The organism is Kitasatospora sp. NBC_01302 (assembly GCF_035976515.1).
In the GTDB taxonomy this organism is placed as follows: domain Bacteria; phylum Actinomycetota; class Actinomycetes; order Streptomycetales; family Streptomycetaceae; genus Kitasatospora.
This window is the reverse complement of the sequence record NZ_CP108404.1, coordinates 8943581-8967583: the sequence shown is the minus strand read 5'-3', so window position 1 is coordinate 8967583 and position 24003 is coordinate 8943581. Positions and strand designations below refer to the sequence as shown.

The window sequence follows — 24003 nt, the reverse complement described above, 5'->3', positions numbered from 1 at the left end:
TCAGGAGCGAATTTTTCGCGCATTCCATCCAGCGCCGCCGACCCTAGCACGCCCCCGGGCGGCGGCCCTTGCCCGGGGCACAGCTGGTGGGCTGCACGCGACGGCCGGCACGGCACACCCACCGATACACTGACGCCATGTCAGCCGATCCGCACCAGGGCCCCGCCTCCGACGAGCAGCCTCTCGACCTGGTCGACGAGGGTTCCCCGGACGGCGCCGGCGCCGTCGTCGACCTGACGAGCGGGACCGACGCCCCGTCCCCGGCCTGTCAGCCCACCCGTCCCGGACCGGGAGCAGTCCCCGGCCCCATGGGCGCCCTGCCCGTAAGTCTGACGGAGATCGCGACCGGGCTCGGTGCGGCGGCGACCGCGGTGAGCGTGGTCGCGAAGGCGAAGATCGAGGCCCGTGCCGAGGTGCGCAAGGCCGAGATCGAGGCTCAGGTGCGGCGCCTGGAGATCACCGAGGAGACGCGGCGCGAGCAGATGCGCCTCGACGCCGAGCGCCCGGCCTGAGTCGGGCGGGCCTCAGGACCGCGCACCGGGGTGGCGCCGTCGCTCGTTCACCGGCCGCCTGCCCGGTGCCCGGCCTTCACGGCTTGTCACCGGACGCCCAGCCGCCGCAGGGCGCTCTGGTGGGTGATCCGGACGACCTCGTGCCAGAACGGCACGGCGGTCAGGTAGGTACCGAGCGCCGCCAGGACCCCGAAGGCCACGTCCACGCTGACCCGGCCCTCCTTCGCCCAGTACACGTCCTGCAGGTCGAGCAGCAGGGCGAACTCGTCGGCGATCAGCGCCGTGCCGGCCCCGTAGCCGGCGGCGACCGCGGGATGCCCGACGGCTTGCCGGTCGCCCCGCACCGCGACCAGTCCCACGCCGGCCAGCGCGGCGATGCCGAAGTTGTAGTGGTGCAGGTGCCTGCCGCCCGCCGAGACGTTCCCCCAGGGCAGCCAGCCGCCCCGGATGCCGTGCGTGATCAGCCGTGTCGTGCCGAAGGTCGCGCCGAAGGAGACCCAGGTCACCAGCAGCGAGCGCTTGGTCGGCGGCAGGTGGGTGTCCACCGCCTGCTGCCACCGCCGGACGAATCCGGCGTTCGGGACGTCACGTCGCGCGGGCTCGCCGATCGTCATGTTCCTCGCCTCTCCCTGTCCCTGCGTCCCACCGATGCCACCACTCCTCACAGCGACGTTACGGGGATGCCGCCGTGCCAGCACCCGCAGACGCGCGCCCGACGTCGAGACGCGTTTCGGCGATCAGTCCAGGAGCTCGGCACGGCGCGGCGGGTCGGCGCCCGGGCGGGTGCAGGTGAGGGCCGCGGTACGGGCTGCCAGGGCGAGCGACTCGACCACCGGAGCGGGCAGCCGCCGCGCGCCGGTGGCGGCCCGCAGCTCGTCGCGGGCGGGCACCCGCTCCCCCCGGGCGCCGCCCAGCAGCCCGGCCCGCAGCAACCCGCTGAGCAGGCCGGCCATGAAGGCGTCGCCGGCGCCGACCGTGTCCGCCACCTTGACCGGCACCGGCCGGACCCGGTGGCCGCCGTGCCGCCAGAAGGCCCGTGCGCCGCCGGCCCCGAGGGTCAGCACCACGAGTGAGGGGCCGCTGCGCGCCCACCGTGCGGCCACCGCGCCGGGGTCGTGGCCGGGGTAGAGCCAGCCGAGGTCCTCGTCGCCGGCCTTCACCACGTCGCTGAGGGCCACGAGTTCCTCGACCCGCGGCCGTTCCCGCGCCGCGGGGCCCAGGAGCGCGGAGCGCAGGTTCGGGTCGTAGGAGACGGTGACGCCCGGGCGCACCGCCCGTACGGCCGCGACCACCTGCTCGGCGCCGGGGGAAAGAAGCGCCGCGATCGACCCGGTGTGCAGATGCGCGACCTGGCCGGTGGCGGCCGGGTCGGTCGCCACCGGTGGCAGACTCCAGCTGACGTCGAAGTGGTACCTCGCCACGCCTTCGGCGTCGAGGACGGCGGTGGCGGTGGACGTCGCGGCGTCCACGACCGATCCGTCGGTGAGTCGCACACCGCTCTCGCCGAGGTGGCGCCGCAGCATGCGGCCGTACTCGTCGCCGCCCACCCGGGTGGCCAGCCGCACCGGGTGGCCGAGCCTGGCCAGCCCGAGCGCCACGTTCGCGGGGCTGCCCCCGGGGACGGCGCGTCGCCGGCCGTCCGGTGCGGCCAGGATGTCGATGAGCGCCTCGCCGATGACCAGGGCCGACGGTTCCGCGCGCGGCAGGGGTGCTCGGGTGCTCATGGCGTGATGACGATCTTCCGGCCCTTGCCCGCCTGGAAGCGCCGCAGCGCGGCGGCGTAGTCGGCCAGCGGGAGCCGGTCGCTGATGAAGACCTGCGGGTCCAGCACCCCGGCGGCGAAGAGCTCCGCCGCGCGCTCGTAACTGTGCAGGACCGCCATCGAGCCGGTGATGGTGATCTCCTGGTTGTAGATCCGGTAGGGCTCGATCGTCGCCCGGGCGGCGTAGTCGGCGACGCCGAACTGCAGGTAGGTGCCGCCCTTGCCGACCCGGCCCAGGGCCTCCTGGATGGCCCGCTCGTTGCCGGTGGCGTCGATGACCACGTCCCAACCGCGCGGTCGCTCGATCTCCGCGGCGTCGGCGACGGCGTTGGTGCAGCCCAGCAGGCGGGCGGCGGTGAGCCGTTCGCTGTTGATGTCGACCACGTCCACGCTGGCCGCCCCGGTGCGCTTGGCGAGCTCCAGCATCATCAGACCCATGGTGCCGGAGCCGTAGATCAGCACGTTGCTGGCCAGCCGGCTGCGCAGCACGTCGTACCCGCGCACCGCGCAGGAGAGCGGTTCGATGAGGGCGGCGTCCTCGGTGCGGACGTGCTCCGGCAGGCGCACGCAGTTGGCGGCCGGGGCGAGGGCGAACTCGGCGGCCGCGCCCGGGACGGTGACCCCGATCGCGGCGAAGTGCTCGCACAGGTTGCTCCGCCCGATCCGGCAGTAGTGGCACTCGTGGCAGGGCAGCGAGGGGTCGACGGCGACCCGGTCCCCGATCGCCAGCTCACCGACGCCGGTGCCCACGGCGACCACCTCCCCGGCGAACTCGTGGCCCGGGACGATGGGCAGGGTGGGCGCGAACTCGCCCTGCAGGATGTGCAGATCGGTGCCGCACAGACCGCAGGCCGCCACCTTGACCACCACCTCCCGCGGGCCCGGTGCCGGATCCGCCACGGTCTCCATGGTCACCACACCGGGTGCGCTGATGACGGCGGCCTTCACCGCACCGCCCCCGAGACGATCTGACCGGTCATTTGACTGCCCCAAGCGAGAGGCCCTGGACGAGCTTGTCCTGGGCGGCGAAGCCGGCGACGAGCACCGGCACGGAGATGCAGACGGCGGCGGCGCACACCTTCGCCAGGAAGAGGCCCTGGCTGGTGACGAAGCCGGTGAGGAAGACGGGTGCGGTGCCGGCGACGACGCCCGTCAGCACCCGGGCGAACAGCAGTTCGTTCCAGCTGAAGATGAAGGAGATCAGCGCGGTGGCCGCGATGCCCGGCATGGCCACGGGAGCCACGATCCGCGCCAGCGTGGTCAGCAGCCCCGCGCCGTCGATCGAGGCCGCCTCCAGCAGTTCCCTGGGCACCTCGGCCAGGAAGGAACGCATCATCCACACCGCGATCGGCAGGTTCATCGCGGTGTAGAGGATGACCAGCAGCCAGATGTCGTCCAGCATGCCGGCGTTCTGGGCGATCAGGTAGATCGGCAGCAGGCCCGCCACGGCCGGCAGCATCTTGGTGGACAGGAAGAAGAACATCACGTCGGTCCACTTGCGCACCGGCCGGATCGACAGCGCGTAGGCGGCGGGGATCGACAGCAGCAGCACCAGCAGCGTCGAAGCCACGCTGGCCGTCAGGGAGTTGATCAGCGGCGGCCACGGGCTCACCCCGGTGCCGGCGCCGAAGAACTCCCGGTAGCCCTGCAGGGTCAGCCCGGCCCCGACGCTGGGCGGGTTGGTGGCCGCGGCCGACTCGCTGTGCAGCGAGGTGAGCACCATCCAGGCGAACGGCAGGAAGAAGAGCACCCCGCAGCCCCAGGCCAGCAGCCCGAGCAGGGCGCCGCCCCGCCGGGCCGCGGCGGCACGACGGCGCGGGGCGGACAGGGTGGTGGTCGCGGCCGTCACAGTGACTCCTCCCGGAACAGCGACGAGACGGTCCTCAGCGCGAAGGTCGCGAGGAGGATGGTGCAGATGACCACGAGGACGCCCTCGGCGGAGGCCTGGCCGTAGTCGTGGCCCTGGTAGAAGGTCTGGTAGACGGTGTAGGGCAGGTTGGCGGTGCCCAGGCCGCCGGAGGTCAGCGTGAAGACCGCGTCGAAGTTCTGCACCACGTAGATGCTGCCGAGCAGTGCGGCCAGCTCCAGGTAGCGGCGCAGGTGCGGGAAGGTGAGGTAGCGGAACACCTGCCAGGTGCTCGCCCCGTCCACCCGGGCCGCCTCGACCACGTCCATCGGCCGGCTCTGCAGTCCGGCGAGCAGGATCAGCATCATGAACGGCGTCCACTGCCAGATCAGCGAGGCCTCCACCGCGAGCAGCGGCGTGGTCGAGAGCCAGTCCGGCTGTGGTGCGCGGGTGCTGCCGAACAGGCTCCAGAGCCAGGTCAGCGTGCCGTTCAGCAGACCGTAGGAGGCGTTGTAGATCGCGTGCTTCCAGAGCAGCGCGGAGGCCGCGGGCACCACCAGGAAGGGCGTGATCAGCATCGTGCGCACGATGCCGCGGCCACGGAATCGCCGGTCGAGCAGCAGCGCCAGCACCAGCCCCAGGAGCAGGCTCACCAGGACCACGGCGGCGGTCAGCAGGACCGTGGTCCCGATGGACGAGCGCAGCGCCGGATCCTCGAACGCCGCCTTGTAGTTGGCCAGGCCGCCGAAGCCGCGGTCGTCCGGCTCCAGCGCGTTCCAGCGCATGAACGAGATCACCAGGGTCCCCACGAAGGGCAGCTGGGTGACGACGATCATGAATACCAGCGCCGGCAGCAGCGGCGCCCGGCGGGACCAGGCGCCCCGCGGCCGGCGGCTCACCGGCGGGGCGCCGGGCCGCAACGCCTCCGAGGGGCGCCGGCTGCGAAGGATCGAGAGGGTGCTCAAGGGTGCCTCCGTCAGTGACCGGCGTACTTGGCGCCGACCTTGGCGGCGAGCGCCTGACTGTTCTTCAGCGCCTGGTCCACACTGGTCCGGCCCGCGATCGCGTCGCTGATCTGCTGCGAGACCTGGGTGCCCAGATCGGTGAACTCGGGGATCCCGACGAACTGGATGCCCGGCGCGGGCCGCGGCTGCACCCCCGGGTTCTGCGGATCGACGCTGGTCAGCGCGGTCTCGGTGGCCTGGGCGAACGCCGAGGCGGCGGCCACGTAGCTCGGGTTGCGGTACGTCGAGGCGCGCTTGCCGGCCGGCACCCGGGACCAGCCCAGACTCTGGCCGACCAGGTTCTCGTAGCCCTGCCCGGAGGCCCAGGAGATGAACTTCCACGCGTCGTCCTGGTGCTTGCTGGCCTTCTGCACCCCCCAGGCCCAGGTGTAGAGCCAGCCCGAACTCTTCGTCTGGTCGACCGGCGCGGGCACGTACCCGATCTTCCCCGCCACCGGTGAGTCGGAGGCCTCCAGCGAGCCGGCCGCCGAGGTCGCGTCGTACCACATGGCGACCTTGCTCTGCTCCATGTCGTTGAGGCACTCGGTGAAGCCGGACTGCGGCGCGCCCGCCTCACCGTGGGACTTCACCAGGTTGACGTAGAAGTCGGTGGCGGCGGTGAAGGCCGGCGCGGTCAGCTGGGCCTGCCAGTTCTGGTCGAACCAGGTGCCGCCCATGGTGTTGACCACGGTGGTCAGCGGTGCGATCACCTCGCCCCAGCCCGGTTGCCCGCGCAGGCAGATGCCCTTCATGCCCGGCTGCGCCCCGTCGGCCTTGGCCGCCAGGTCGGCGACCTGCTCCCAGGTCGGGTTGGCGGGCATGGTCAGGCCCTTGGCCGCGAAGACGTCCTTGCGGTACATCAGGAACGAGGACTCGCCATAGAACGGCTCGGCGTAGATCTGGCCGTTGTACGTCAGCGCCTGCTGGATGGTGGGCAGGATGTCGCTCTGCTGGAAGCCGCTGTCGCTGCTCGCGTGCCCGCTGAGCGAGGCCAGCCAGCCGTTCTTCGCGTAGAACGGGACCTCGTAGTTGCTGATGGTCGCGATGTCGTACTGGCCGGACTGGCTGGAGAAGTCCTGGGTGAACTTGTCCCGGGCGTCGTCCTCCGGCAGCACGGTGAAGTTGACCTTGATGCCGGTGGTCTTGGTGAAGTTGGCCGCCGTCAGCTTCTGCAGGTCCTCCATCTGCGGGTTGTTCACCATCAGCACGTTGATGGCGTGCGCCTGCGAGCCGCCGCCGGCGCCACCGGCGCCGCTGCATCCCGCGAGGGTGGCGCCGCAGAGGGCTGCCAGGCCCAGCGGCACGGTGGCGCGCAGGACCGTCTGTCTGATCGTCATGGTGCGTGTTCCCTTTCTCGGCGAACCCGGTCGGGTGGGACCGGTTCGGGGCACGGGCGACCGGGGCGGCGGCCGTGCGTCCTGCGGAGACGGCGGCAGCCGCGCCACGGCCACCGGCCGGTGGCGCCCGGGGCGTGCTGGTCTTCGAACGCGGGGCTTTTCTCGGGACCGGTGCCTCAGGCCCGGACGACGTGCGGTCCCAGCAAGGCGTAGCGGTGGGCTTCCGCGCTGGACAGTTCGGTGTCGGTGACGATGGTCTCGAAGTCGCCGACCTCGGCGAAACGGCAGAAGCTGCTGGCTCCGAACTTGCTGTGGTGACCCATGAAGACCCTTCTGCGGGACACCTCCAGGGCCTTGGCCTTGACGTCGGCCACCGCCGGATCGGGCGTGGTCAGGCCGAGGTCGCGGGATATCCCGTTCGCCCCCAGGAACGCCAGGTCGATGACGAAGCCCGAGAGCATCGCGCAGGCCCAGGAGCCCACGGTGGCCATGGTCCGGCCGCGGACCCGGCCGCCCAGCAGCAGGACGGTCATGTTGGCCGAGTCGGCCACCGCCGCGGCGGTCGACAGCGAGGCCGTCACCACGGTGAGCGGACGGTCGCCCGGCAGCAGCGCGGCGAGGAGCTGCGGGGTGTAGCCCTCGTCGACGAAGACGCTCTCCGCCTCGCCCACCAACTTGACGGCTTCAGCTGCGATCCGGCGCTTCGCCTCCACGTGCCGGGTGACGCGCTGCGCCAGGTCGGTCTCGAAGCCGGTGCTCTCGACCGGGTAGGCGCCGCCGTGGGTACGGCGGACCAGCCCCCTGCGCTCCAACTCGCTCAGGTCGCGCCGGATGGTCTCCACCGCGACGTCGAAGTCGGCGGCCGCGGCGGTGACCTCGACGCGCCCCTCCTGGCGGGCCAGGACCAGGATCCGGTGTTGCCGCTCCGCTGCCTGCATCTCCCGATCTCCCTCCGCCCGTTCGGACATCGGAAGCCCGAAATGCGCCCGTGGAAGATTTATACCCCCGTGCCGGAACGACGGACAGCTCCACGGCCGACCGGATCAGGCCCGAATCATGCCCGTTCCCGGTGGAGATGACTGCAGGTCAGCGGCACAAGCCTGCTCGGCGGCCGCTCTGCGATGCCCGAATGACCGGGTTCCGGCTCCCGATCCGGCACAACAGCGCCTGGATCGGTGCGGATCCGGTCATCCTGCGCAGGGGAAAGGCACGGTCACGGGGCTTGACCCCGGTGTCGGACACCGACGACACTCGGACCCCGATGGTCCGGGCCGGCCCCAGCTCTGGTGGCCGACGATCTCAGGACCACCTCGGGACCACTCCCGGAGACAGTACTGCGGACCTGGCTCCGGAGCGCCCGGCAGACCCACGCGCACGGCCGTGGTCGCCCGGGCGCCGGACGTCCTCATCGCACCACCAGGCTACGCAGAGCCGGAACAACGCCCCCACCCCGCGCCGGAACTCTGCTTTCTCCGAGGGAGAGACCGTCGTGGAGAACGACCGCCTGAGGGTTGAGACTCTCGGACCGCTGCGCGCCTACGCCCAGGGGCGAGAACTGCTTCTCGGCTCGCCGAAGCAACGCGCGGTGTTCGCTGTTCTCGCACTGAGGACCGACAGTGTCGTCTCCCGTGACGATCTGATCGACTCCATCTGGGGCGAGGCTCCCCCGGCCACCGCGGCCGGCATCCTGCACACCTACGTCTCCGGCCTGCGCCGCGCGCTGAAGGGTCTGGGCGACCCGCTGACCAGTTCAGGGCCGGGCTATGCGCTCCATCTCGCCCCCGGCCGGCTCGACATCAGCGTGGTCGAGCAGTTGGCGGACCGGGCCCGCCACAGCCGGGCCGGGCACGACCCCGCCGCCGCGGTCACCGCCCTGGACGGGGCACTGGCCCGCTGGCACCCGGGCTCCGCACTGGGCGGCCTGCCGGGTCCGTTCGCCGCCCAGCACCGCACGTGGGCGGCTGAGCTGCGGTTGCGGCTGCTGCTGGAGCGTGCCGAACTTCTCCTGGAACTCGGGCAACCGGCCACGGTGGCAGATCAGTTGACGGGCCACGTGCCGGACAGCCCGTACCACGAGCGGCTGCGTGCCCTGCTGATGACGGCGCTGCGGCGCAGCGGCCGGACGGCCGACGCGCTCGCGCAGTACCACGAGCTGCGCAGGCTGCTCGCCGAGGAGCTGGGGATCGACCCGTCGGCCGAGTTGCAGGCCCTGTACGCGTCGATCCTGTCCGACAACGCCGGGGCCGGCGCCCGTCCGCGTGGCGAGGCGGTCGCACCGGCGCACGCGCCTGTCCCCCGGCCGGCGCAACTGCCGCGCGGCGTCGGCGGGTTCGTGGGGCGTGCCGGGTCGGTCCGACAGGTGCTGGACGCGGCACGCACCGCCAGCGGTGGCGGCGGGGCCGACGAGGCCGGGTGCCCGCAGATCGTGATGGTCGTCGGAGTCGGCGGGGTCGGCAAGACCGCGCTGGCCGTCCACTGCGGTCATCTGCTGGCCGCCGACTACCCCGACGGCCAGCTGTACCTCAACCTCCGCGGCTTCGACCCCAAGCACCCGGCCAGTTCCCCCGTGGACGCCCTGCACCACCTGCTCACCTCGCTGAACGCCGGGAAGATCCCGGCGGACCAGGAGGAACGGGTCGCGCTGTGGCGCAGCATCGTGCAGAACAGGCGCATGCTCATCGTGCTGGACAACGTCGCTTCCGCCGACCAGGTGGAGGACCTGCTGCCGGGCGGCGGCCCCTCCTTCACCGTCGTGACCAGCCGCAACCGGCTCAGCGGCCTCGCGGTCCGCTACGCGGCCCGCCGGGTGTCGCTGTCCCCGTTCACCGCCGAGGAGTCGCTGCGACTGCTCCGCGACGCGATCGGCAGTGCCCGGGTCGGCGCCGAACCCTCGGCGGCACGGCGCCTCGCCGACCTGTGCGACCACCTGCCGCTGGCGCTGCGGATCGCCTCCGAGCAGGTGACCGCGGGCCCCCGCTCGCGGATCGCCGACCTGATCGCCGACCTGGAGGACGTGCGGCGCCGGCTCGACGCCCTGCAGATCCCGGACGACGAGCTGTCCTCGGTGCGCGGCGTGCTCTCCTGGTCCTACGCCGGGCTCGACGCCACGGCCGCCCACGCCTTCCGCACGCTCGGGCTGTTCCCGGGCGTGGGCATCCGCATGGAGGCTGCCGCCGCGCTGCTGGACGTCACGCCGCCGGCCGCGGCGACGGCGCTGCGCAGCCTGGCCGCCCAGCACCTGGTGGAGACCACCGGCAGCAGCTACTGGATGCACGACCTGACACGCATCTACGCCGAGGAGGTGTCCCGCGGCCACGGGACGAGCACCACGCGTCGAGCGGCCCTGGAGCGGTTGCTGCGGTGGTACGTGGGAACCCTGACGCGGGACAGCGGGGGCCACTGGGCCGGGCTCGCGCCCGCCGGTCCGGCCGCGGACGGCCACGGGCCGTCGCGCCTCGACGAGCAGCGGGAACGCGTGGCCTGGTGCGCACAGGAGCGGGACAACGTCGCCGCGCTGGTGCGCACGGCACAGCGGATCGGCTGTCACGAGCAGGCCTGGCAGCTGGCCCACCTGCTCTTCGACTACTTCTCCACCGCCGGGCAGGCCCGGCCGTGGGTGGACCTCCTCCTGGTCGCACTGCGCAGCGCCGAGCTGGCCGGGAACCGGCGGGCCCAGGCGCTCCTGCTGGGCGACCTGGGCGTGGCCCACACGCGACTGGGCCGTCACGGTGCCGCGGTGGACCGGCTCCAGCACGGCCTGCGCCTGCTGGCGGATCTCGACGACGACGTGCTGCGCACCGGTCTTCTGAGCAGTCTGGCCGCCGCGCTTCGGGGGGCGAAGGACTACACGGCCGCGCTGCCCCACGCCCGAGCGGCCCTGGACCTGGCGCACCGCGTCGGGTCGGGGTACCACGAGGCGCGCTGCCTCGACGTCCTGTGCGAACTGCACGCCGAAATGGGTGAGTTCGATGAGTCGTTACGCTGTGGCAGGCCCGGCCTGACCGCGGCGCGCAGCGGGCGCAACGTGCCGGCCGAGGCCAACATCCTGATCAGCCTGGGCGTGGCGGAACACGGGCTCGCCAACACCGGGAAGGCGCTGCGGTACCTGACGGACGCGCTCTCGCTGTCCGAGTCGGGCGGCGACCGCTACCACGAGGCGCTGGCCCTGTTCGCGCTCGCCCGGGTGCACCGTTCGGGCCCGGCCCGGCGGGCGACGCGCGGCCTGGCGGGCCGGGCGCTGCTGCGGCTGCAGGAGCTGGGGGCCGAGGAGACCGCCGAGGTCACGGAGTTCCTGCGGGTGCTGGATGCCGATCCCCCACCGGTGACGGCCGGGCGTCCGATGCGTCGCGCCGGGGATCGGGTGCGTCGCGCCGGATAGTCCCGCCTCGCCGGTGCTGCTGCCAGATCAGCACCGCCTCGACCCGGTTGCCCGCCCCCAGGGCTCGGAAGATCCGGTTGACGTGGTTCTTCACGGTCTTCTCGCTGACGTGCAGTCGCGCGGCGATCTCGGCGTTGCGCGCGCCGCGGGACACCAGGGCCATCACCTCGTGCTGACGCCGCGACAGCGCGGCCACCGGGCTGTCGGCCCCGGTGTCCGGCAGCGCGGCCAGGCGGGGCCGGGTCTCGGGGGCCGGGTCCTCGGCCACCGACCGGCCGCCGACCTCCACCACGCTCAGCCGGTACTCCGCGCACAGCCGGCGAGCGGCCCGCACACCGGCCGGGGCGACGGGGCCGGCCACCCGCTCCGGCGCGGTCGCCACGGCGGACCGGCCGGTGGCGGCCACGGCGACCGCTGCGACCGGCCCGGGTGCCGGTCTGACGGTGACCTCGACGTAGGGCATTCGGACGATGTCGACGGCCAGGTTCTTGCTGGCGAACACCTGCCGGATCTGGGCGAGGATGTCCGGGCTGGTGATGGCGATCCGCACGCAGGTGGAACCGGCCGGCACTGGGGTGGCGACGAGTGTCATACGCCCAGCGTGGCGGAGCCGGGTTCAGACATCCTTCAGGACCGGTTCAGACGGCGTTGGGGCTCGGCTCGCCGGACGGCGCGCCCTCCCCCGACTGCTGGGCCGCTTCGGACACCTGGGCGGCTTGGGCGACCTGGGCCAGCTGGTCGAGCACCTCGTCCTCGGTGGGGACGTCGGTGCGGTCCGCCCAGCGCAGCGTCGCCACGATCATGTCGAAGAGCAGCACGACGGCCTGGACCGGCTCGGCGGCGACATCGCCGTCGGTCAGCACGGTGAAGGTCAGCAGCCCCCACACCCCGGGCGCGTCGGGGTTGGACACGTAGTACGAGACCCGCCAGGACGGTGCCTTGCGCCGGACCCGACTGCTGTCGACGACCGAGGCCACCCGCACCGCCGGAGCGCCGCCGATCTCCAGATAGGTCCCCTCGGTCCCCGCGTCGGCGAGGATGGAGGCCAGCAGCTGTTCCGGGTCCTCGCTCTCGTCCTCGCCTTCGAGGACGGTCACCAGCATCGATCCGGGCAGCCGGATGCCGCTGAACTCCTGCAGCGGCAGGAACACCGAGCGAGCACTCTGCCGGGCGGCCTCGTCGGTCGCCTCGGTGAGCTCCTTGCGCAGCATCCGGCGCCACGGACCCGCCTTGTCCCGCGGCAGCGAGTCGGGCAGGTGGTGGCGGATCACGTCGTCGATGATCCGGCGGCGCAGCGTGGTGGTGTCCGGTGTGGTGGGAATCTGCACCCAGCCGTCGGGGAGGACGAGTTCGAAGTCGATCACGGCGCTCCCCCTTCGGCGGCAGCGACGAAGCCGAGGCGGGCCGGGCTCGCGTCGGCGGGAGCGCATTCGTCGGCGATCTGCTGCATCAACTGCTCGACTCCATTGCCGATCAAGGCCATCAGTCCCATCTCGAAGACGAGCGTGGTCAGCAGGACGTCGATGCCGACGCCCGGCGCGCCGCCGGTCGGCGGCACGTCGAGGCGGAGCGCGGCGTTGACGCGCGCGTAGGCGGCGCCCTCCGCGCTGCGGCACAGCGCGAACACCCGCAACCCGTCACCGATCGGGGTGGTCACGTAGTCGACGGCGGGCTCGCGTGCGTCGCCCTCCGTGCCGCGGGCCCCGACCAGGTGCATGAGGTAGTTGGGATCCCCCGCCACCGGCCCGGAGAAGTCCACGACGACCGGGACCGGCGCCCACCTGGGCCGGCCGCCCACGAACACCGCGCCCCAGGCCAGCCGGGACCAGGCGGGCAGCTGGTCCGCGCGTTCCAGCAGCCAGCGGGCGGCGTCCCGTCCCAGCAGGTCCGAGGTGAAGGGGAACTCCGCCCCGGCATCGGCCGGCCAGGCCGCGCGCGCGGCGACCAGGCCCTCGCCCGTCCACTGCTCGAACAGCGCCACCAGGTGCTCGGTCCACGTCTCGCGCTCCGGCTCGCCCGCTCCGAGGGCCGGCACCCACTCCCAGTGCCACGGCAGCCGGGTCAGCGCCAGCAGATCGTCGTTCATCGTCCCTCCCTCACTCACGTGGCGGGCACCTGGCCCGGCGGGTTGACCGCGGGGATCCAGCCCATCAGACGCCCGCCGGTGTAGATGAATCCGGCACCGATGCCGAACGCGCCGTTCAGGCCGCCCCAGGCGAACCAGAGCGGCGAGATGCCCCCGAGGCCGCCCGCCTTCATGATGGCCGCGAGGTCGAGGGGGCCTTTCAGACCGGTGATGATGCTCGCGAAGTCCTTGCCGAACTTCGCCGGATCGGTCAGCAGGGTGGCCCACATGTCGCCGGCGCCCTTGAGTTGGGCCCAGGCCGAGGCCCAGAACCCGGTGTCGGGGGTGATGACGCCGAGCTTGCCCAGCACCCAGTTGGTGGCCGGGTTGTTGAACCAGTCCGACAGGTTCTGCCAGTCGCTGGCCGCGTTCGGCGCCGGCTTCGGGAGCGGCCTGGAGAAGTTCGGGACCGGGCGGCCCGGCACGTTGCCCGGCGTGTTGCCCGGCTTCGGGAGCGGCCTGGAGAAGTTCGGGATGGGGCGCGGCGTGTTGCCCGGCCCGAACGGCCGGGAGAAGTTCGGGACACCACCGCCACCTCCGCCGCCGCCGGGTGGCCGCAGCGGCACCATCTGGATGTTGTTGCCCCCCTGGGTCACGATCGGCTTGGGCGTCTTGCCGCCGAGGGCGGCGGCGGCCTTGGCACCGGCGGACAGCCCCTTGCCCACCAGCGAGACGACGGCGCCGAGGCCCGCCATGCCCAGCCCGATCACCCCGAGGACGACGTCGACGACGCTGCCCTTGCCGTCGTGGTAGAGCACGACGTTGGCGATCAGCGTGACGGCGCCGGCCACCACTCCGGCGATGACCAGCACGTCCACGCCGGGGATGAGGATCGCGAGGGCGCCCAGGATCATGCCGATGATGGCGAAGATCTGGCTGATCTTGGCCATCACGGCGTCGAGCTTGTCCTTGTAGGAGTCGGTCAGCCCGTCGTCGTACCTCCTGGCGCTGACCGCGTCGCCGAAGCGCTTGCCGGCCACGTTGAGCGCGTCCAGCGCGTTGTTGAGCCGCGTCTTCGCCGCCGTCATGCTCGCGTTCGCGTCGGACTGGGCCTTGCTCTTGTCGGTGCCCTTCTGCTGCTCCGCGGGGGTGGTGGTGCCGTCCGAGCTCTTCTGCGGATCCGGCATGCCGTTCGCCTTGGTCTGGGCGTTCTTGGCCGCTTCGGCGTCCGTCAGCGCACCGGCGGTCTCGCTGAGCCCCTGGTCCAGGTCCGGCTCGTACTTGTTGATCTCGTTGGCGACGTCGTGGTACCGCACAGCGGCCTTGCTGAGTCTGTCGTTCAGCGAACTCGCCTCGGACTTCAGCCCCTGGACGTACTTGCCGGCGAGGCTGTCGCTGTTGGTACTGACGATCTGCTGCAGCTTGGCGGTCGCGTCGTCGATGGTCGTGGCGATGAGGGCGTAGCGCTTCTGTGCCGCGACCACCACGTCGGGGTCGGCGTGGACGGGGTCCGAGTCCCGGTCCAACGGCGACCAGTCGAGATGCCTGATGCTCATTCGGTCCTCCTTCCCGGCTCGTCAGCTCTGGAACGAGTCCAGCAGCTGCTGGTCTCCCTGCGTCCACGCGGCGTCGATCTTGGTCACCTTGTCGCGCAGGGTCTTCATGTCCTTGACCATCGCGTCGCGGTGGACGGTCCAGTTGTCGGCGAAGTCGCCCATCGACAGGTTGGCGTTGAGCTGACCCCAGAGCCCCTTGTCGTCGTTCTGGAAGTCCAGCGCCCCCTCGAACTGGCCGATCAGCGAGTTGAGGTCGTTGACCAGGTCCTGCAGGTCCTTCACCACGAGGTCTGCCATTACTGCTCCCGGTTGTCGTGGACGGGGTTGTCGTGGGCAGGATGGGCGGGCGGCGCGGACGCCGGCAGCGGGATCCGGGCGGGCAGCAGGCTGCCGCTCCCCAGATGCACCAGGGCCGCGCCCGGCACGACCCTGGCGGCGGTCTGCGAGCGGGACAGCCGCACACCCACCAGATCGCCGTCGCTCATGTTGGGCGGCGACAGCAGCACGCCGCGCCGGTTCTTCTTGACCTCCGCCTGCCAGCCGGAGAAGCCCGTCGCGACCGAGGCGACCTCGCCGCCGATGATCAGGCCCCGCCTGCTGCCGGAGGCCTTGCGGACGTAGGCCTTCAGCCAGTCCCGGCAGCGCAGTTCGCGCCAGGCCTCGGCATCGTCGACCACCAGCACCACCGGACCGTCGCCGGGGTCGAGCAGCTCGGCGAACTCGCTCTCGGTGGGTTCCTCGCTGGTGATGACACCGCGCACGCCGGCCCGCCCCGCGAAGCCGCGCAGCGGGGAGTTCATCGGGGCGCCGATGACCACCTCGGCCCCGCCGCGCAGCAGCGACTCCGTCATGACGCCAAGTGCCGTGCTGCGCCCGGACCGCGAGGGCCCGGCGACCAGGAAGGTCGGCTGATCGCCCAGCAGGTCGGCCCCGACCGGCTCCAGGTCGTCGCCGGCGACCCCGATCAGCGCCCACATCGGGGCCGGCGTCCCGACCATCTCCCACGCCTGCTCGAACGGCAGTTGGGTGGGCAGCACCGCGATCCGGGCCGGCCGCGCCGACTTCGCCACGCCCGCCTCCCGCTCGACGAGCCGGGCCGCCAGCGCGTGCACCGCGGCGACCTGGGCCGGGCCCGCCGGGTCGGCCGCCACCAGCGCGACCTGGGTCTCGACCGCGCTCACCGCGCGGTAGCCGCGCCCCGGCGGCAGGTTCTCCGGGATCTTCCGCGAGTTCAGCCCGGCCAGACTCGCATCGGTGCGGTCCGACAGCCGCAGCACCAGCTTGTCCTCGCACAGTGAGCTCATCCGGCCGCTCAGCAGCATGTGGTCGCCGGCGATGACCACGTGCACACCGGCGCTGGCGCCCTCGCGGTGCAGGATCTGGACCAGGTCGGTCAGCGCCCCGCTGTCGTACTCGCTCAGGGTTCCCATGAACCCCTCCCAGCGATCCAGCAGCAGCACGATGTGGGGCAGCCGCTCGCCCTCGTGCCCGGCCGCGCGCTGCTCGGCCAGATCGGCGAAGCCGCCCTCGCCGAGCAGTCGCTGACGGTTCTGCACCTCGGCGTGCAGGCGCTTGAGCAGCCGGGCGGCCCGTTCGGTCTCCGAGCGCTGCACCACCGCGCCGCAGTGCGGCAGCCTGGTGAGCGGGAGCAGGGCGCCGTTGCCGCAGTCGAGCCCGTACAGGTGCAGGTCGGCGACGCTGGAGGCGCTGGCCGCCGCCGCCGCGAAGGTGCGCAGGGCGGCGGAGCGCCCGGAGCGCGGGGCGCCGATGATGTGCAGGTGCCCGAAGGTGGCCAGGTCCACCGTCACCGGCTCCTGGCGCTGCTGCGCGGGCAGGTCCTGGACCGCCCAGGAGAACGACGGATTGCCCCGCGCACCACCGACCGGATCCACCGCCAGCTCGACCACCGGCGACAGCGGCAGCGGCGGCAGCCACGGCCGGCGCTGCGGGGCGATGCCCAGCAGGTCGTTGGCCTGCCTGATCGCCGTCACCAGGACCGACAGGTCGGTCACCTCGTCGGTCTCGGCCGCGCTCGGCGGGCGCTGCGGCGCGGGCAGTCCGAGGTCCAGCCACGAGACGGGCTGCAGGAACGGCGGCGCCGCCGCTGCCGCCCGGTCGGCCAGCGGGCGACGGCCGCCCACCCGGCCGGTCTGGAACGGGATCAGCGAGCTGTGCCCGAGCCTGGCGTAGGCCCGCCCCGGGGTCGCCGCCGAGATGCTCGCGGCCTCCCGCGCGTCGATGACATCGGTGCTCTCGCCGGCGTCGGTCACCCGCAGCGCGACCCGCAGGTTGGTGTTGGCACGGATCTCCGCCGAGACCACGCCGGAGGGGCGTTGCGTCGCCAGGATCAGGTGGATGCCCAGCGAGCGCCCGCGCTGGGCGACGTTCACCAGACCGCTGACGAAGTCGGGCAGCTCGCGCGCCATGGACGCGAACTCGTCGATGACGATCAGCAGGCGCGGGATGGGGGCCAGTTCGGGCCGGCGGAGGGCGTAGTCGAGGTAGTCCTCCAGGTCCTTGGCACCCGCGGCGGCCAACAGGTGCTCGCGATGGGTCAGCTCGGCGCCCAGCGAGGTGAGGGCCCGCTCGACCAGGTGCGTGTCCAGGTCCGTCACCAGGCCGACGGTGTGGGGCAGTTCGACGCAGTCCTTGAACGCGGCGCCGCCCTTGTAGTCGACCAGGACGAAGGTCATCGCGTCGGGGCGGTTGGCCACGGCCAGGGAGGCCACCAGGGTCTGCAGGAACTCCGACTTGCCCGAGCCCGTGGTGCCCGCCACCAGGCCGTGCGGGCCGTGGTTGACCAGGTCCAGGGCGAACGGGCCGTTGAGCGAGTAGCCGACCACGGCCTTGGTGCTGCGGCTCGACGAGCGCCACCGGGTGGAGATCGCGGCGGCGCTCGGGTCCTGGAGCCCGAGAACCTCCAGCAGACGCGCGGAGCCGGGCAGCGCGGCCTCGCCCTGGTTCTCGCTGACATCGCGCAGCGGCGCCAGCCGGCGCCCGGTCCCCGCGTACCAGCTGTCCGCCACCTCGTCCGCGAGGATGCCGTCGATCTGCGCGGCGCGCTGCCGGCGCAGGGCGGCCGGCCGCCCCTCGGCGCCGACGATCACGGTCGCGCACTCCTCCGGCAGGGTGCGCTCGTCGGCGTCCACGCAGATGCTGTGGACCCCGACCGCGGGCCCCTCCTGCAGGACCGTCACCACTCCGGGCAGCGCCCGCAGCCGTCGGGCGCCGTCCATCACCACGATGACGTCCGGGTCGGCGAGGGCGGCCCCGGCGCCGGCGTTGAGCCGCACCTGCTGGCGGGCGCCGATGAGCTCGACCAGCTCGGCGACCCGGTGGCCGAGCGTCTCGGCGTCCGCGCCCACCAGCGCCAGGGCCTGCTGCCCCAGCAGCGGACGGGTGTGCGGCAGCCAGGCCGCCCACTGCCACAGGGGCTCGCCCGCCGGGTCGGTCAGGATGTACAGCTGCACGTCGCGGGGGCTCTGCAGCACGGCGAGCTGGCCGACCAGCCAGCGTGCCATCCGGCGCGGCCATCCGTCCGGCCCCGCGACGCCGACGACTCCCGTCTGCGCGATGGAGAAGGCCACCGGGACGTCCGGCACCGCCCGCAGTTCGCGGTGGCGCTCGGTGCCTTCGCCCTCCTCCACGACGATCCGGGTGGGCAGGTCGGCGATGCCGACCCGGACCAGCAGGTGGTCCGGGTCGGTGCGGCGGCGTTCCCAGAGGCGGGCGCGTGGGCCGGTCGCGATGACGAGCAGTTCGGCCGGGTCCGGGCTCGCGGCGCGGCAGTCCAGGCGTTCCTGGTCCAGTGCCGCCGCGATCTCGGCCTCGGTGGCCGCCAGCTGGGCCTGGTACTCGGTCAGTTGCCGCCGGTACCCGAGCCGGCCCTGACGCCGCCCGGTGAACCAGTTCGCGACCATCATGACCGGCGACATCGCCGCCATCATCAGGAACATCGGGTTGTGCGTCATCATCGCGATCGCGCCGCCGCCGACGGCGGGCAGACCGGCCGCCACCCACGGCAGCGCGTTCTGGGCCGACGGCCTGGGCTGGACCGGCAGGCGGAACGCGGTGCGCTGCACCGGGGGGAGCAGCCGAGGGGGGCGGTTGTAGTCCAGGTACTCGCCGTCGTGCGAGGGTTCGACGACGGCGTCCGGGCGCAGCACCCGGTGCGCCTCCATGATGGTGTCCCCGACCAGGAGTTGGACCGTCTCCCGCCAGGGGACCTCATGGTCGGGCAGTGGGGCGCGGCCCAGCAGGGCGGCGGGGGCCAGAGCGCGAACGTGCACCGTGGCGTCCAGGGTCACCCGGACGACGGCGACCGCCGCCGCCGGGTCACCGCCCTTGGTGACCTGGGCACCGGAGCGGATGCGGTGCTCACCCGCGCCGAGGTACCAGACCCGTCCGGCGCCGACGCCCGCCACCACCCTGATGGTGACCAGGCCCGCGCGGCGGCTCGGCGCCGGGCCGGGCCGGCCGAGCCACAGGACGGTCCCGTCGTGGATCCCGCTGCCCGCCAGGGGGTGGGAGAGGTCGAGCAACTGATCGGCGAGATAGACCGCCGTCCTGGCCGGGTCGCCGGTCGGCAGGGCCTGCGACACGTCGACGCTGTCCAGCAGGTTCTTCACGACGTCGCGCAGGAGCGTGGTGGGATCGGCGTCCACGACCACGTCGGCCGACCAGTCCGGACGCCGGGCAATGGTGATCATCATGGGCATGGTCCCAACCCCTCAAGAGTCCAGGCGCCCCGCGCCGACGGCACGGCCGGCGCGGGGCGCGCGTACGGTGCCGGCCGGCTCGGAGCCGGCACCGGGCCGGCTACTGCTGGTTGAGGGAGCCGGAGAGCTGGGTGTCCATGTCCTGCATCGCGGCCACGGCCTTGTCGAGCCACTGCGAGAGCTGGTCCAGGGTCTCCATCGCCTGAGTGGCCGAGGTGTTGAACTCGGTGTGCACCTCGTCGAACTTGCCCGACGCCTGCTCGGTGACGAAGCCGTTGGTGGTCAGGTTGTCGACGATGCTCTTGCACTGATTGAGCTTGTCGTCGATGTCGGCCTTGTTGTTGCGCATCGTGGTCGCGGTGTCCGACATCTCCTGGTAGGTGACGTTCAGATTCGCCATGGTGTGTCCCTTCTGGTGTCGCCGAGCGTCCCGGTAGGCATCGACACGTTCGGCACGGACGTTCTCGATGCTAGGAAGGCACCCCGTGACGGTCCAGAACCCCCGCTGCGGCCGTGGGCCCAGGGGCCCACGGCCGCCAGGTGTCCGGCGTTGACACCTCCCTGACGGGTAGCCAAGGTTCGGGGAACACACCGAAAGGCCCCACCCGGCGGTCGGCGTGCGGCGTCTCCCGACGGGCCGGACACCGCCGTGGGGGCGGGGTGTCCACGACCACGACCGGCCACCCACAGCCGAGGAGACATGGTGACACTGCCGAGCCGATCCGCCGATCGCGTCCCTCGCCGCCGCAACTGGCTTGCCAGGATGATCAGTTCGCGCAGGGTTAAGCCGCGGTCGGCGTCGACCCCGCGGGCCGATCACGGTCTGTGGACCGTGGACCGGGTCGTGCGCGTGCTGGCCACCGCCTGCGACCGCGAGAACCGCGGCGTTCCGGTGGCCCACGTGATCGTCGTCGGGCCCGACACCGTCCGACTCCACCTGAAGACCCCCGACGAGCGGCCCCCCGCCGGGTGGACCGCCGGTCCCGACGGCCTGACCTGGCAGGCCCAGCTGCGCGGGCTGCAGAGCGCGAGCGTGGCCGAGTCGCTGCAGGAACCGTATCCACGGCTGGTCCCGCTCGGCACCACCCGTGAGGGCTTCGTGCTGCTCAACCTCGGTCAGGTGGGCGGGATCATCAGCCTGGAAGGCGACGCCCGACGGGCCAGGGCGCTGGCCGAGGACTGGACCCGCGAGCTCACCACGAGCCCGTGGTCACGGACCGTGCAGGTGGTCCGCATCGGGTTCACCTCCGGTAGCGCGGAGCGGTTCCGGTCGAGCGAGACGCCGGCCCTGGTCGACGGCGAGGCCACCCTGGCCGACCAGGACGGCGGGGTGGCGCTGCTGGCCGGCCTGCCCCGCGGCCGGGACCGCGAGGCCGTCTACCGGCTGGCCGACGATCCGCAGGGGCGCTGGTCGGTGGTCGTCCTCGGCCGGGTCGAGCATCCGCGCTGGCGCTTCACCATCGACTCCACCGGCGCCGTGGACACCGGCCTGCTGGACGAGCCCGTGACCCCTCGCCCGGAGTCGGCCTGGGACGCGCCCGCCCAGGAGGAGGCCGAGGCCGTCCCCCGTCCGGCCCGCTCCCCAGCCGGCGCGAGCGCACCCGAAAGCCCCCGGCGCGAGCGGCGGTTCACCCGCCGGTGGGCCGTCGTCGCGTCGGTGGTCGTCACCTGCCTGGTGGGCGGTGCGCTCGCGCTCACGCTGAAGGGCAACTCGACGCCCACCGCCCCCGTGGCACAGGCATCGGACAACCAGCGGGCATCACGCGGGACCACCACGCCGAAGCCGACGAAGAGCGCTGCGCCAACGGGCAGCGCCAACGCGACGGGCAAGGCAGGCAAGGCGGGCACGCTGGTGAACCCCGCCACCGGCAAGTGCCTCAGCGGATCGGCAGGGACGGACGGCACCCCGCTGGTCCTCCTGGCATGCGATGGCGACGCGAACCAGCAGTGGGACGTCGCCGCGGACGGGACGATCCGCACGAAGGGCCTCTGCATGGACGCCGCCTGGGGCGCCGCCACGGCAGGCACCGTCGTGCAGATCGCGGTCTGCAGCGGCAACCCCGCCCAGCAGTTCGCCCCCAAGGGCGACACCGTCTACACCACGCACGCCAACCTGTGCGTGGGCGAGGTGAACGGCGGCACGGGGATCCAGCTGCTCCCCTGCGACCAGAGCGGAGCCGAGGTCTTCAAGCGGTCCTGAACCGCCGCCCCACACCGCAGCCGAAGCCGATCAGGAGCTGCGCAGGGCCCCGGTCGATCCGGCCACCGGCGAAAAGCCCAGGGGCACGCCGGCCCAGCCTGCTGGGCCGGCGCACGGCGCCGCAGGGCCTCAGGTTGCGGAGAAGGTGAACCAGTGGATGTTGACGAAGTCGGAGGGCGAGCCGATGAAGGTCAGGTAGACGTCGTGGACCCCCGTGGCGGTGCCCGTCAGGTTGATCGGGACGGTCTCCCAGGACTGCCAGCCACCGGTGTCGGCGAGGTCGATCTCGGCGATCTTGGTTCCGGTCGGACTGTCCAACCGCACCTCGACCCCGCCACTGATCCCGGCGGCCGCGCCGGAGGCCAGGCGGGCCAGGAACCGCCTGGGTGAGGCCGCACCGAAGTCGAGGCCGGTGTAACCGAGCCAGCACCCGGCGTGGATCCAGCCGACGTCCTGGCCGCCCCCGGTGTCCGAACACGCCTCCGTCCGGGTGCCGTTGTGGGAGGTGCAGGAGGCTGCCTGGATGGTGCCGTAGGCGCTGACCGTGGAGCCGCCACCACCGCCGCCTCCGCCGCCGCTGGACCCGCCGCCGAAGGTGACGGTCCACGAGGTGGGTGCCGGGTCCTGGAGGTGGCCGTCGACCGGCGCACTGCCCGTCGGGCCCACGTCGTCGTAGGGGAAGGCGTACCCGATGCTGGCGTTGGCGTGCACCAGGCGGGCGTAGTGGTTGGTGATCGCGTTCTGGTAGTACTGACCGGCCGTCACCCCGCTGGGCTGCTGGGCGCCGTCGGACAGCAGCAGCGTGCTGCGGTTGAGCGCGGCGGACAGGCGGGCGGCGACCGCGCCGCGGGCGTCGCCGCCGGAGTTGTAGAGCGGACCGCTGGCGCAGCTGAAGATGTCGTCCGTGCTCGGTCTGGTGAACGCCACCCCGTCGGTGTTCAGGCCGGTGAAGGTGAGGACGTCGTTGCCGACCGTGCCGCTGAACGAGCCGAAGGCCGGGTTCTGGGTGTCGATGGTCAGCGGCGTGGACTGGAAGCGGGACCAGACCTGGTCCACGTAGGGGCCGAAGTAGCTGCCGAAGGAGACCGGCGTGTGGGTGGGGGCGAGCACGCGCAGGACGGTTCCGCTGCCGTCCTTCACCACCAGCTGGTCCCAGGGCGCACCGTCGACGGCGTGCTGCGCGACCAGTCCGCTCGCGAGGGCGTCCAGGGCCCCGGCAGGCAGCGGGCTGACCGCCTGACTGCCGGCCGCGCCGGTGCTCGCCATCGAGATGGGGGCGGCGACCAGGTCGACGTAGCTGATGTTGGCGTAGAGGTTGGCGGAGTTCCAGGTGAACTCGCAGAACGACCAGTCGGTCAGCCAGTTGGGGTCACTGGTACTGAACCCGGGCTCCACCAGGCCGGGTTGGCCACCGCCCACCGCCGGGTTCACGAAGAACTGGATCTTATTGCCGGAACTGAACCAGACCCGGCCGCCGCTGATGTACTGCGACAGCGCGAGGGTCACGCCCGCACCGCCCGAAACCCCCAGCGGGATGGAATAGTCGGGCACCGGCGTCAGGTTGGCGGCGGGATCGGCCAGCGCCTGGAACACGCCGTCGGGGCCGACGAACCCGGGGCGGTTCGAGCTGTCGGCGCCGGTGACGTAGGCGTAGACGGTGTCGCTGCCGGAGGTGTTGCGCAGCGTCAGCGGCAGGGTGGGGCCGGCCGCGGAGGCGACCGTGCCGAGTTCGGAGATGAGCAGTGGGGCGCCGAGCAGGGCGGCGGTGACCGTCCCCGTGGCAGTGAGCAGCTTGCGACGCGAGATCATCTGGATATCCCGTCCGGGGCAGGAACGACGTGGAGGTCGGCGACGGAGGCCGGCCGTCGCGGATGCTGCAGCGGCGTTCAATATGGCCCGGTGGCCCAGACCAGTCAAGTACAAGAACTGAAGATGCGCCAGGGAGTACGGTGGCCCGAGCTTCCATTGTTTGAAGTGTCATGCACGTCGATGGCGCGGCGTGGGCGCCGCGACAGACTCCTGCCTCCGTGCCTCCCCGGCCCGTCCCGGCCCCTCGGTCACCCCGAGCAGGAGGCCGCGGCACGAGGCCGCGGCACGACTGCCGATGGTCACGGACACAGGTGGACAGATTCCACCGCGAATGCGCTGTGGAGCGGGGCGTCCAGCTGGTCGGGGGTTTCGTCGGTGGTGAAGGTGAAATGCACCGAGACGCCCGCGAGGCCGGCTGGTTCGGTTTCGACGGTGAATTGCGGGAGGCTGTGCTCCTGGGGCAGGAGGCGCCAGGGCAGGCCCGCCTCGGAAAAGGCGGCGCGGAGCTCGCGGAAGGTGGTGGCGGGAGTGATGGTGCGGATTTCCCCGGAATGGGCGTCGGGGATTCTGATGGTGTCGTACCAGGTGCGGATGGAAACCTTGGTGATGACGTGGCAGGCGCAGGTCTCGACCACCACGTCGCCGTAGCTGAACCATTGGGGCCACGGCTGGTCGTCCGAGATCCGGCCGGATTTCCCGGGTGGACCGAGGCGGTCCGTCACGTCCGGGAACGAGCCCAGCGGGTGGATTCCGGCAATGCCGCCCAAGGCGCCGAATTCTGTCAGTACGGCCAGCATGTGCATGCGCCCATGATGC

At 72.4% G+C, this 24003-nt stretch carries 19 protein-coding genes; 3 read left to right on the top strand and 16 right to left on the bottom strand.

The features are described 5' to 3' along the window. The first annotated feature begins 137 nt into the window (after nt 1-137). Nucleotides 138-512, top strand: a complete 375-nt coding sequence (locus OG294_RS38950) for a hypothetical protein (protein ID WP_327071303.1) — start codon at nt 138-140, stop codon at nt 510-512. Between the two features lie 86 nt (nt 513-598). On the opposite strand, the gene OG294_RS38945 is transcribed toward OG294_RS38950, so the two are convergent. The 7 genes from OG294_RS38945 to OG294_RS38915 form a co-directional block, all read right to left on the bottom strand. Next, a complete protein-coding gene (locus OG294_RS38945; RefSeq protein WP_327071302.1) occupies nt 599-1126 on the bottom strand; it encodes a hypothetical protein in 528 nt (175 codons plus the stop codon). Between the two features lie 123 nt (nt 1127-1249). Then, nucleotides 1250-2236 (bottom strand): carbohydrate kinase family protein, encoded by a 987-nt coding sequence (locus tag OG294_RS38940; protein ID WP_327071301.1) that lies wholly within the window; start codon nt 2234-2236, stop codon nt 1250-1252. After that, entirely contained in the window at nt 2233-3222 is a 990-nt protein-coding gene (locus OG294_RS38935; protein ID WP_327071300.1) for a zinc-dependent alcohol dehydrogenase family protein, read from the bottom strand. Before OG294_RS38935 ends, OG294_RS38940 begins: the two co-directional genes overlap by 4 nt. A gap of 28 nt (nt 3223-3250) precedes the next feature. Beyond that, on the bottom strand, nt 3251-4123 hold the full coding sequence (locus OG294_RS38930) for a carbohydrate ABC transporter permease (RefSeq protein WP_442789293.1): 873 nt from the start codon (nt 4121-4123) through the stop codon (nt 3251-3253). Then, a complete protein-coding gene (locus tag OG294_RS38925; RefSeq protein ID WP_442789393.1) occupies nt 4120-4956 on the bottom strand; it encodes a carbohydrate ABC transporter permease in 837 nt (278 codons plus the stop codon). The genes OG294_RS38930 and OG294_RS38925 overlap by 4 nt, the downstream gene beginning before the upstream one ends. 140 nt (nt 4957-5096) lie before the next feature. Continuing rightward, on the bottom strand, nt 5097-6461 hold the full coding sequence (locus OG294_RS38920) for an ABC transporter substrate-binding protein (RefSeq protein WP_327071298.1): 1365 nt from the start codon (nt 6459-6461) through the stop codon (nt 5097-5099). Nucleotides 6462-6637: 176 nt separating this feature from the next. Next, complete coding sequence (locus OG294_RS38915; protein WP_327071297.1) at nt 6638-7399, bottom strand: DeoR/GlpR family DNA-binding transcription regulator; 762 nt, start codon at nt 7397-7399, stop codon at nt 6638-6640. 551 nt (nt 7400-7950) lie between these two features. Between OG294_RS38915 and OG294_RS38910 the strand changes: the two genes are divergently transcribed. After that, nucleotides 7951-10839, top strand: a complete 2889-nt coding sequence (locus OG294_RS38910; RefSeq protein ID WP_327071296.1) for an AfsR/SARP family transcriptional regulator — start codon at nt 7951-7953, stop codon at nt 10837-10839. Here the strand turns inward: OG294_RS38910 and OG294_RS38905 are convergent. The 7 genes from OG294_RS38905 to OG294_RS38875 form a co-directional block, all read right to left on the bottom strand. Continuing rightward, the gene (locus OG294_RS38905; RefSeq protein ID WP_327071295.1) at nt 10742-11431 is read right to left on the bottom strand and encodes a response regulator transcription factor; all 690 of its coding nucleotides are present in this window, start codon (nt 11429-11431) and stop codon (nt 10742-10744) included. The genes OG294_RS38910 and OG294_RS38905 overlap by 98 nt on opposite strands. Nucleotides 11432-11477: 46 nt before the next feature. Beyond that, nucleotides 11478-12203 (bottom strand): hypothetical protein, encoded by a 726-nt coding sequence (locus OG294_RS38900; RefSeq protein WP_327071294.1) that lies wholly within the window; start codon nt 12201-12203, stop codon nt 11478-11480. Then, nucleotides 12200-12925 carry a hypothetical protein gene (locus tag OG294_RS38895; protein ID WP_327071293.1) on the bottom strand — a complete coding sequence of 242 codons (726 nt, stop codon included), beginning with the start codon at nt 12923-12925 and terminating at the stop codon, nt 12200-12202. The genes OG294_RS38900 and OG294_RS38895 overlap by 4 nt, the downstream gene beginning before the upstream one ends. A 14-nt stretch (nt 12926-12939) precedes the next feature. Next, nucleotides 12940-14460, bottom strand: a complete 1521-nt coding sequence (locus OG294_RS38890; protein WP_327071292.1) for a hypothetical protein — start codon at nt 14458-14460, stop codon at nt 12940-12942. Nucleotides 14461-14481: 21 nt separating this feature from the next. Beyond that, nucleotides 14482-14757 (bottom strand): hypothetical protein, encoded by a 276-nt coding sequence (locus tag OG294_RS38885; RefSeq protein WP_327071291.1) that lies wholly within the window; start codon nt 14755-14757, stop codon nt 14482-14484. Further along, complete coding sequence (locus tag OG294_RS38880; RefSeq protein WP_327071290.1) at nt 14757-19169, bottom strand: FtsK/SpoIIIE domain-containing protein; 4413 nt, start codon at nt 19167-19169, stop codon at nt 14757-14759. The genes OG294_RS38885 and OG294_RS38880 overlap by 1 nt, the downstream gene beginning before the upstream one ends. Nucleotides 19170-19278: 109 nt before the next feature. Then, entirely contained in the window at nt 19279-19578 is a 300-nt protein-coding gene (locus OG294_RS38875; RefSeq protein ID WP_327071289.1) for a WXG100 family type VII secretion target, read from the bottom strand. 432 nt (nt 19579-20010) lie between these two features. Between OG294_RS38875 and OG294_RS38870 the strand changes: the two genes are divergently transcribed. Continuing rightward, nucleotides 20011-21378, top strand: a complete 1368-nt coding sequence (locus OG294_RS38870) for an RICIN domain-containing protein (RefSeq protein ID WP_327071288.1) — start codon at nt 20011-20013, stop codon at nt 21376-21378. Between the two features lie 129 nt (nt 21379-21507). Here the strand turns inward: OG294_RS38870 and OG294_RS38865 are convergent, their stop codons facing one another. Together OG294_RS38865 and OG294_RS38860 are read right to left on the bottom strand one after the other, a co-directional pair. Next, the gene (locus OG294_RS38865) at nt 21508-23187 is read right to left on the bottom strand and encodes a beta-1,3-glucanase family protein (RefSeq protein WP_327071287.1); all 1680 of its coding nucleotides are present in this window, start codon (nt 23185-23187) and stop codon (nt 21508-21510) included. A 299-nt stretch (nt 23188-23486) separates the two neighbouring features. After that, nucleotides 23487-23990, bottom strand: coding sequence for a hypothetical protein (locus OG294_RS38860; RefSeq protein ID WP_327071286.1), 504 nt, complete (start codon nt 23988-23990; stop codon nt 23487-23489). Between the last annotated feature and the right edge of the window lie 13 nt (nt 23991-24003).

What these genes read in the sequence shown, in the direction of transcription:
- OG294_RS38895 (WP_327071293.1), bottom strand. Translation starts at nt 12,925, where the DNA reads ATGAACGACGATCTGCTGGCGCTGACCCGGCTGCCGTGGCACTGGGAG.
- OG294_RS38905 (WP_327071295.1), bottom strand. Translation starts at nt 11,431, where the DNA reads ATGACACTCGTCGCCACCCCAGTGCCGGCCGGTTCCACCTGCGTGCGG.
- OG294_RS38945 (WP_327071302.1), bottom strand. Translation starts at nt 1,126, where the DNA reads ATGACGATCGGCGAGCCCGCGCGACGTGACGTCCCGAACGCCGGATTC.
- OG294_RS38920 (WP_327071298.1), bottom strand. Translation starts at nt 6,461, where the DNA reads ATGACGATCAGACAGACGGTCCTGCGCGCCACCGTGCCGCTGGGCCTG.
- OG294_RS38875 (WP_327071289.1), bottom strand. Translation starts at nt 19,578, where the DNA reads ATGGCGAATCTGAACGTCACCTACCAGGAGATGTCGGACACCGCGACC.
- OG294_RS38865 (WP_327071287.1), bottom strand. Translation starts at nt 23,187, where the DNA reads ATGATCTCGCGTCGCAAGCTGCTCACTGCCACGGGGACGGTCACCGCC.
- OG294_RS38925 (WP_442789393.1), bottom strand. Translation starts at nt 4,956, where the DNA reads ATGATCGTCGTCACCCAGCTGCCCTTCGTGGGGACCCTGGTGATCTCG.
- OG294_RS38885 (WP_327071291.1), bottom strand. Translation starts at nt 14,757, where the DNA reads ATGGCAGACCTCGTGGTGAAGGACCTGCAGGACCTGGTCAACGACCTC.
- OG294_RS38860 (WP_327071286.1), bottom strand. Translation starts at nt 23,990, where the DNA reads ATGCACATGCTGGCCGTACTGACAGAATTCGGCGCCTTGGGCGGCATT.
- OG294_RS38940 (WP_327071301.1), bottom strand. Translation starts at nt 2,236, where the DNA reads ATGAGCACCCGAGCACCCCTGCCGCGCGCGGAACCGTCGGCCCTGGTC.
- OG294_RS38915 (WP_327071297.1), bottom strand. Translation starts at nt 7,399, where the DNA reads ATGCAGGCAGCGGAGCGGCAACACCGGATCCTGGTCCTGGCCCGCCAG.
- OG294_RS38890 (WP_327071292.1), bottom strand. Translation starts at nt 14,460, where the DNA reads ATGAGCATCAGGCATCTCGACTGGTCGCCGTTGGACCGGGACTCGGAC.
- OG294_RS38880 (WP_327071290.1), bottom strand. Translation starts at nt 19,169, where the DNA reads ATGATCACCATTGCCCGGCGTCCGGACTGGTCGGCCGACGTGGTCGTG.
- OG294_RS38950 (WP_327071303.1), top strand. Translation starts at nt 138, where the DNA reads ATGTCAGCCGATCCGCACCAGGGCCCCGCCTCCGACGAGCAGCCTCTC.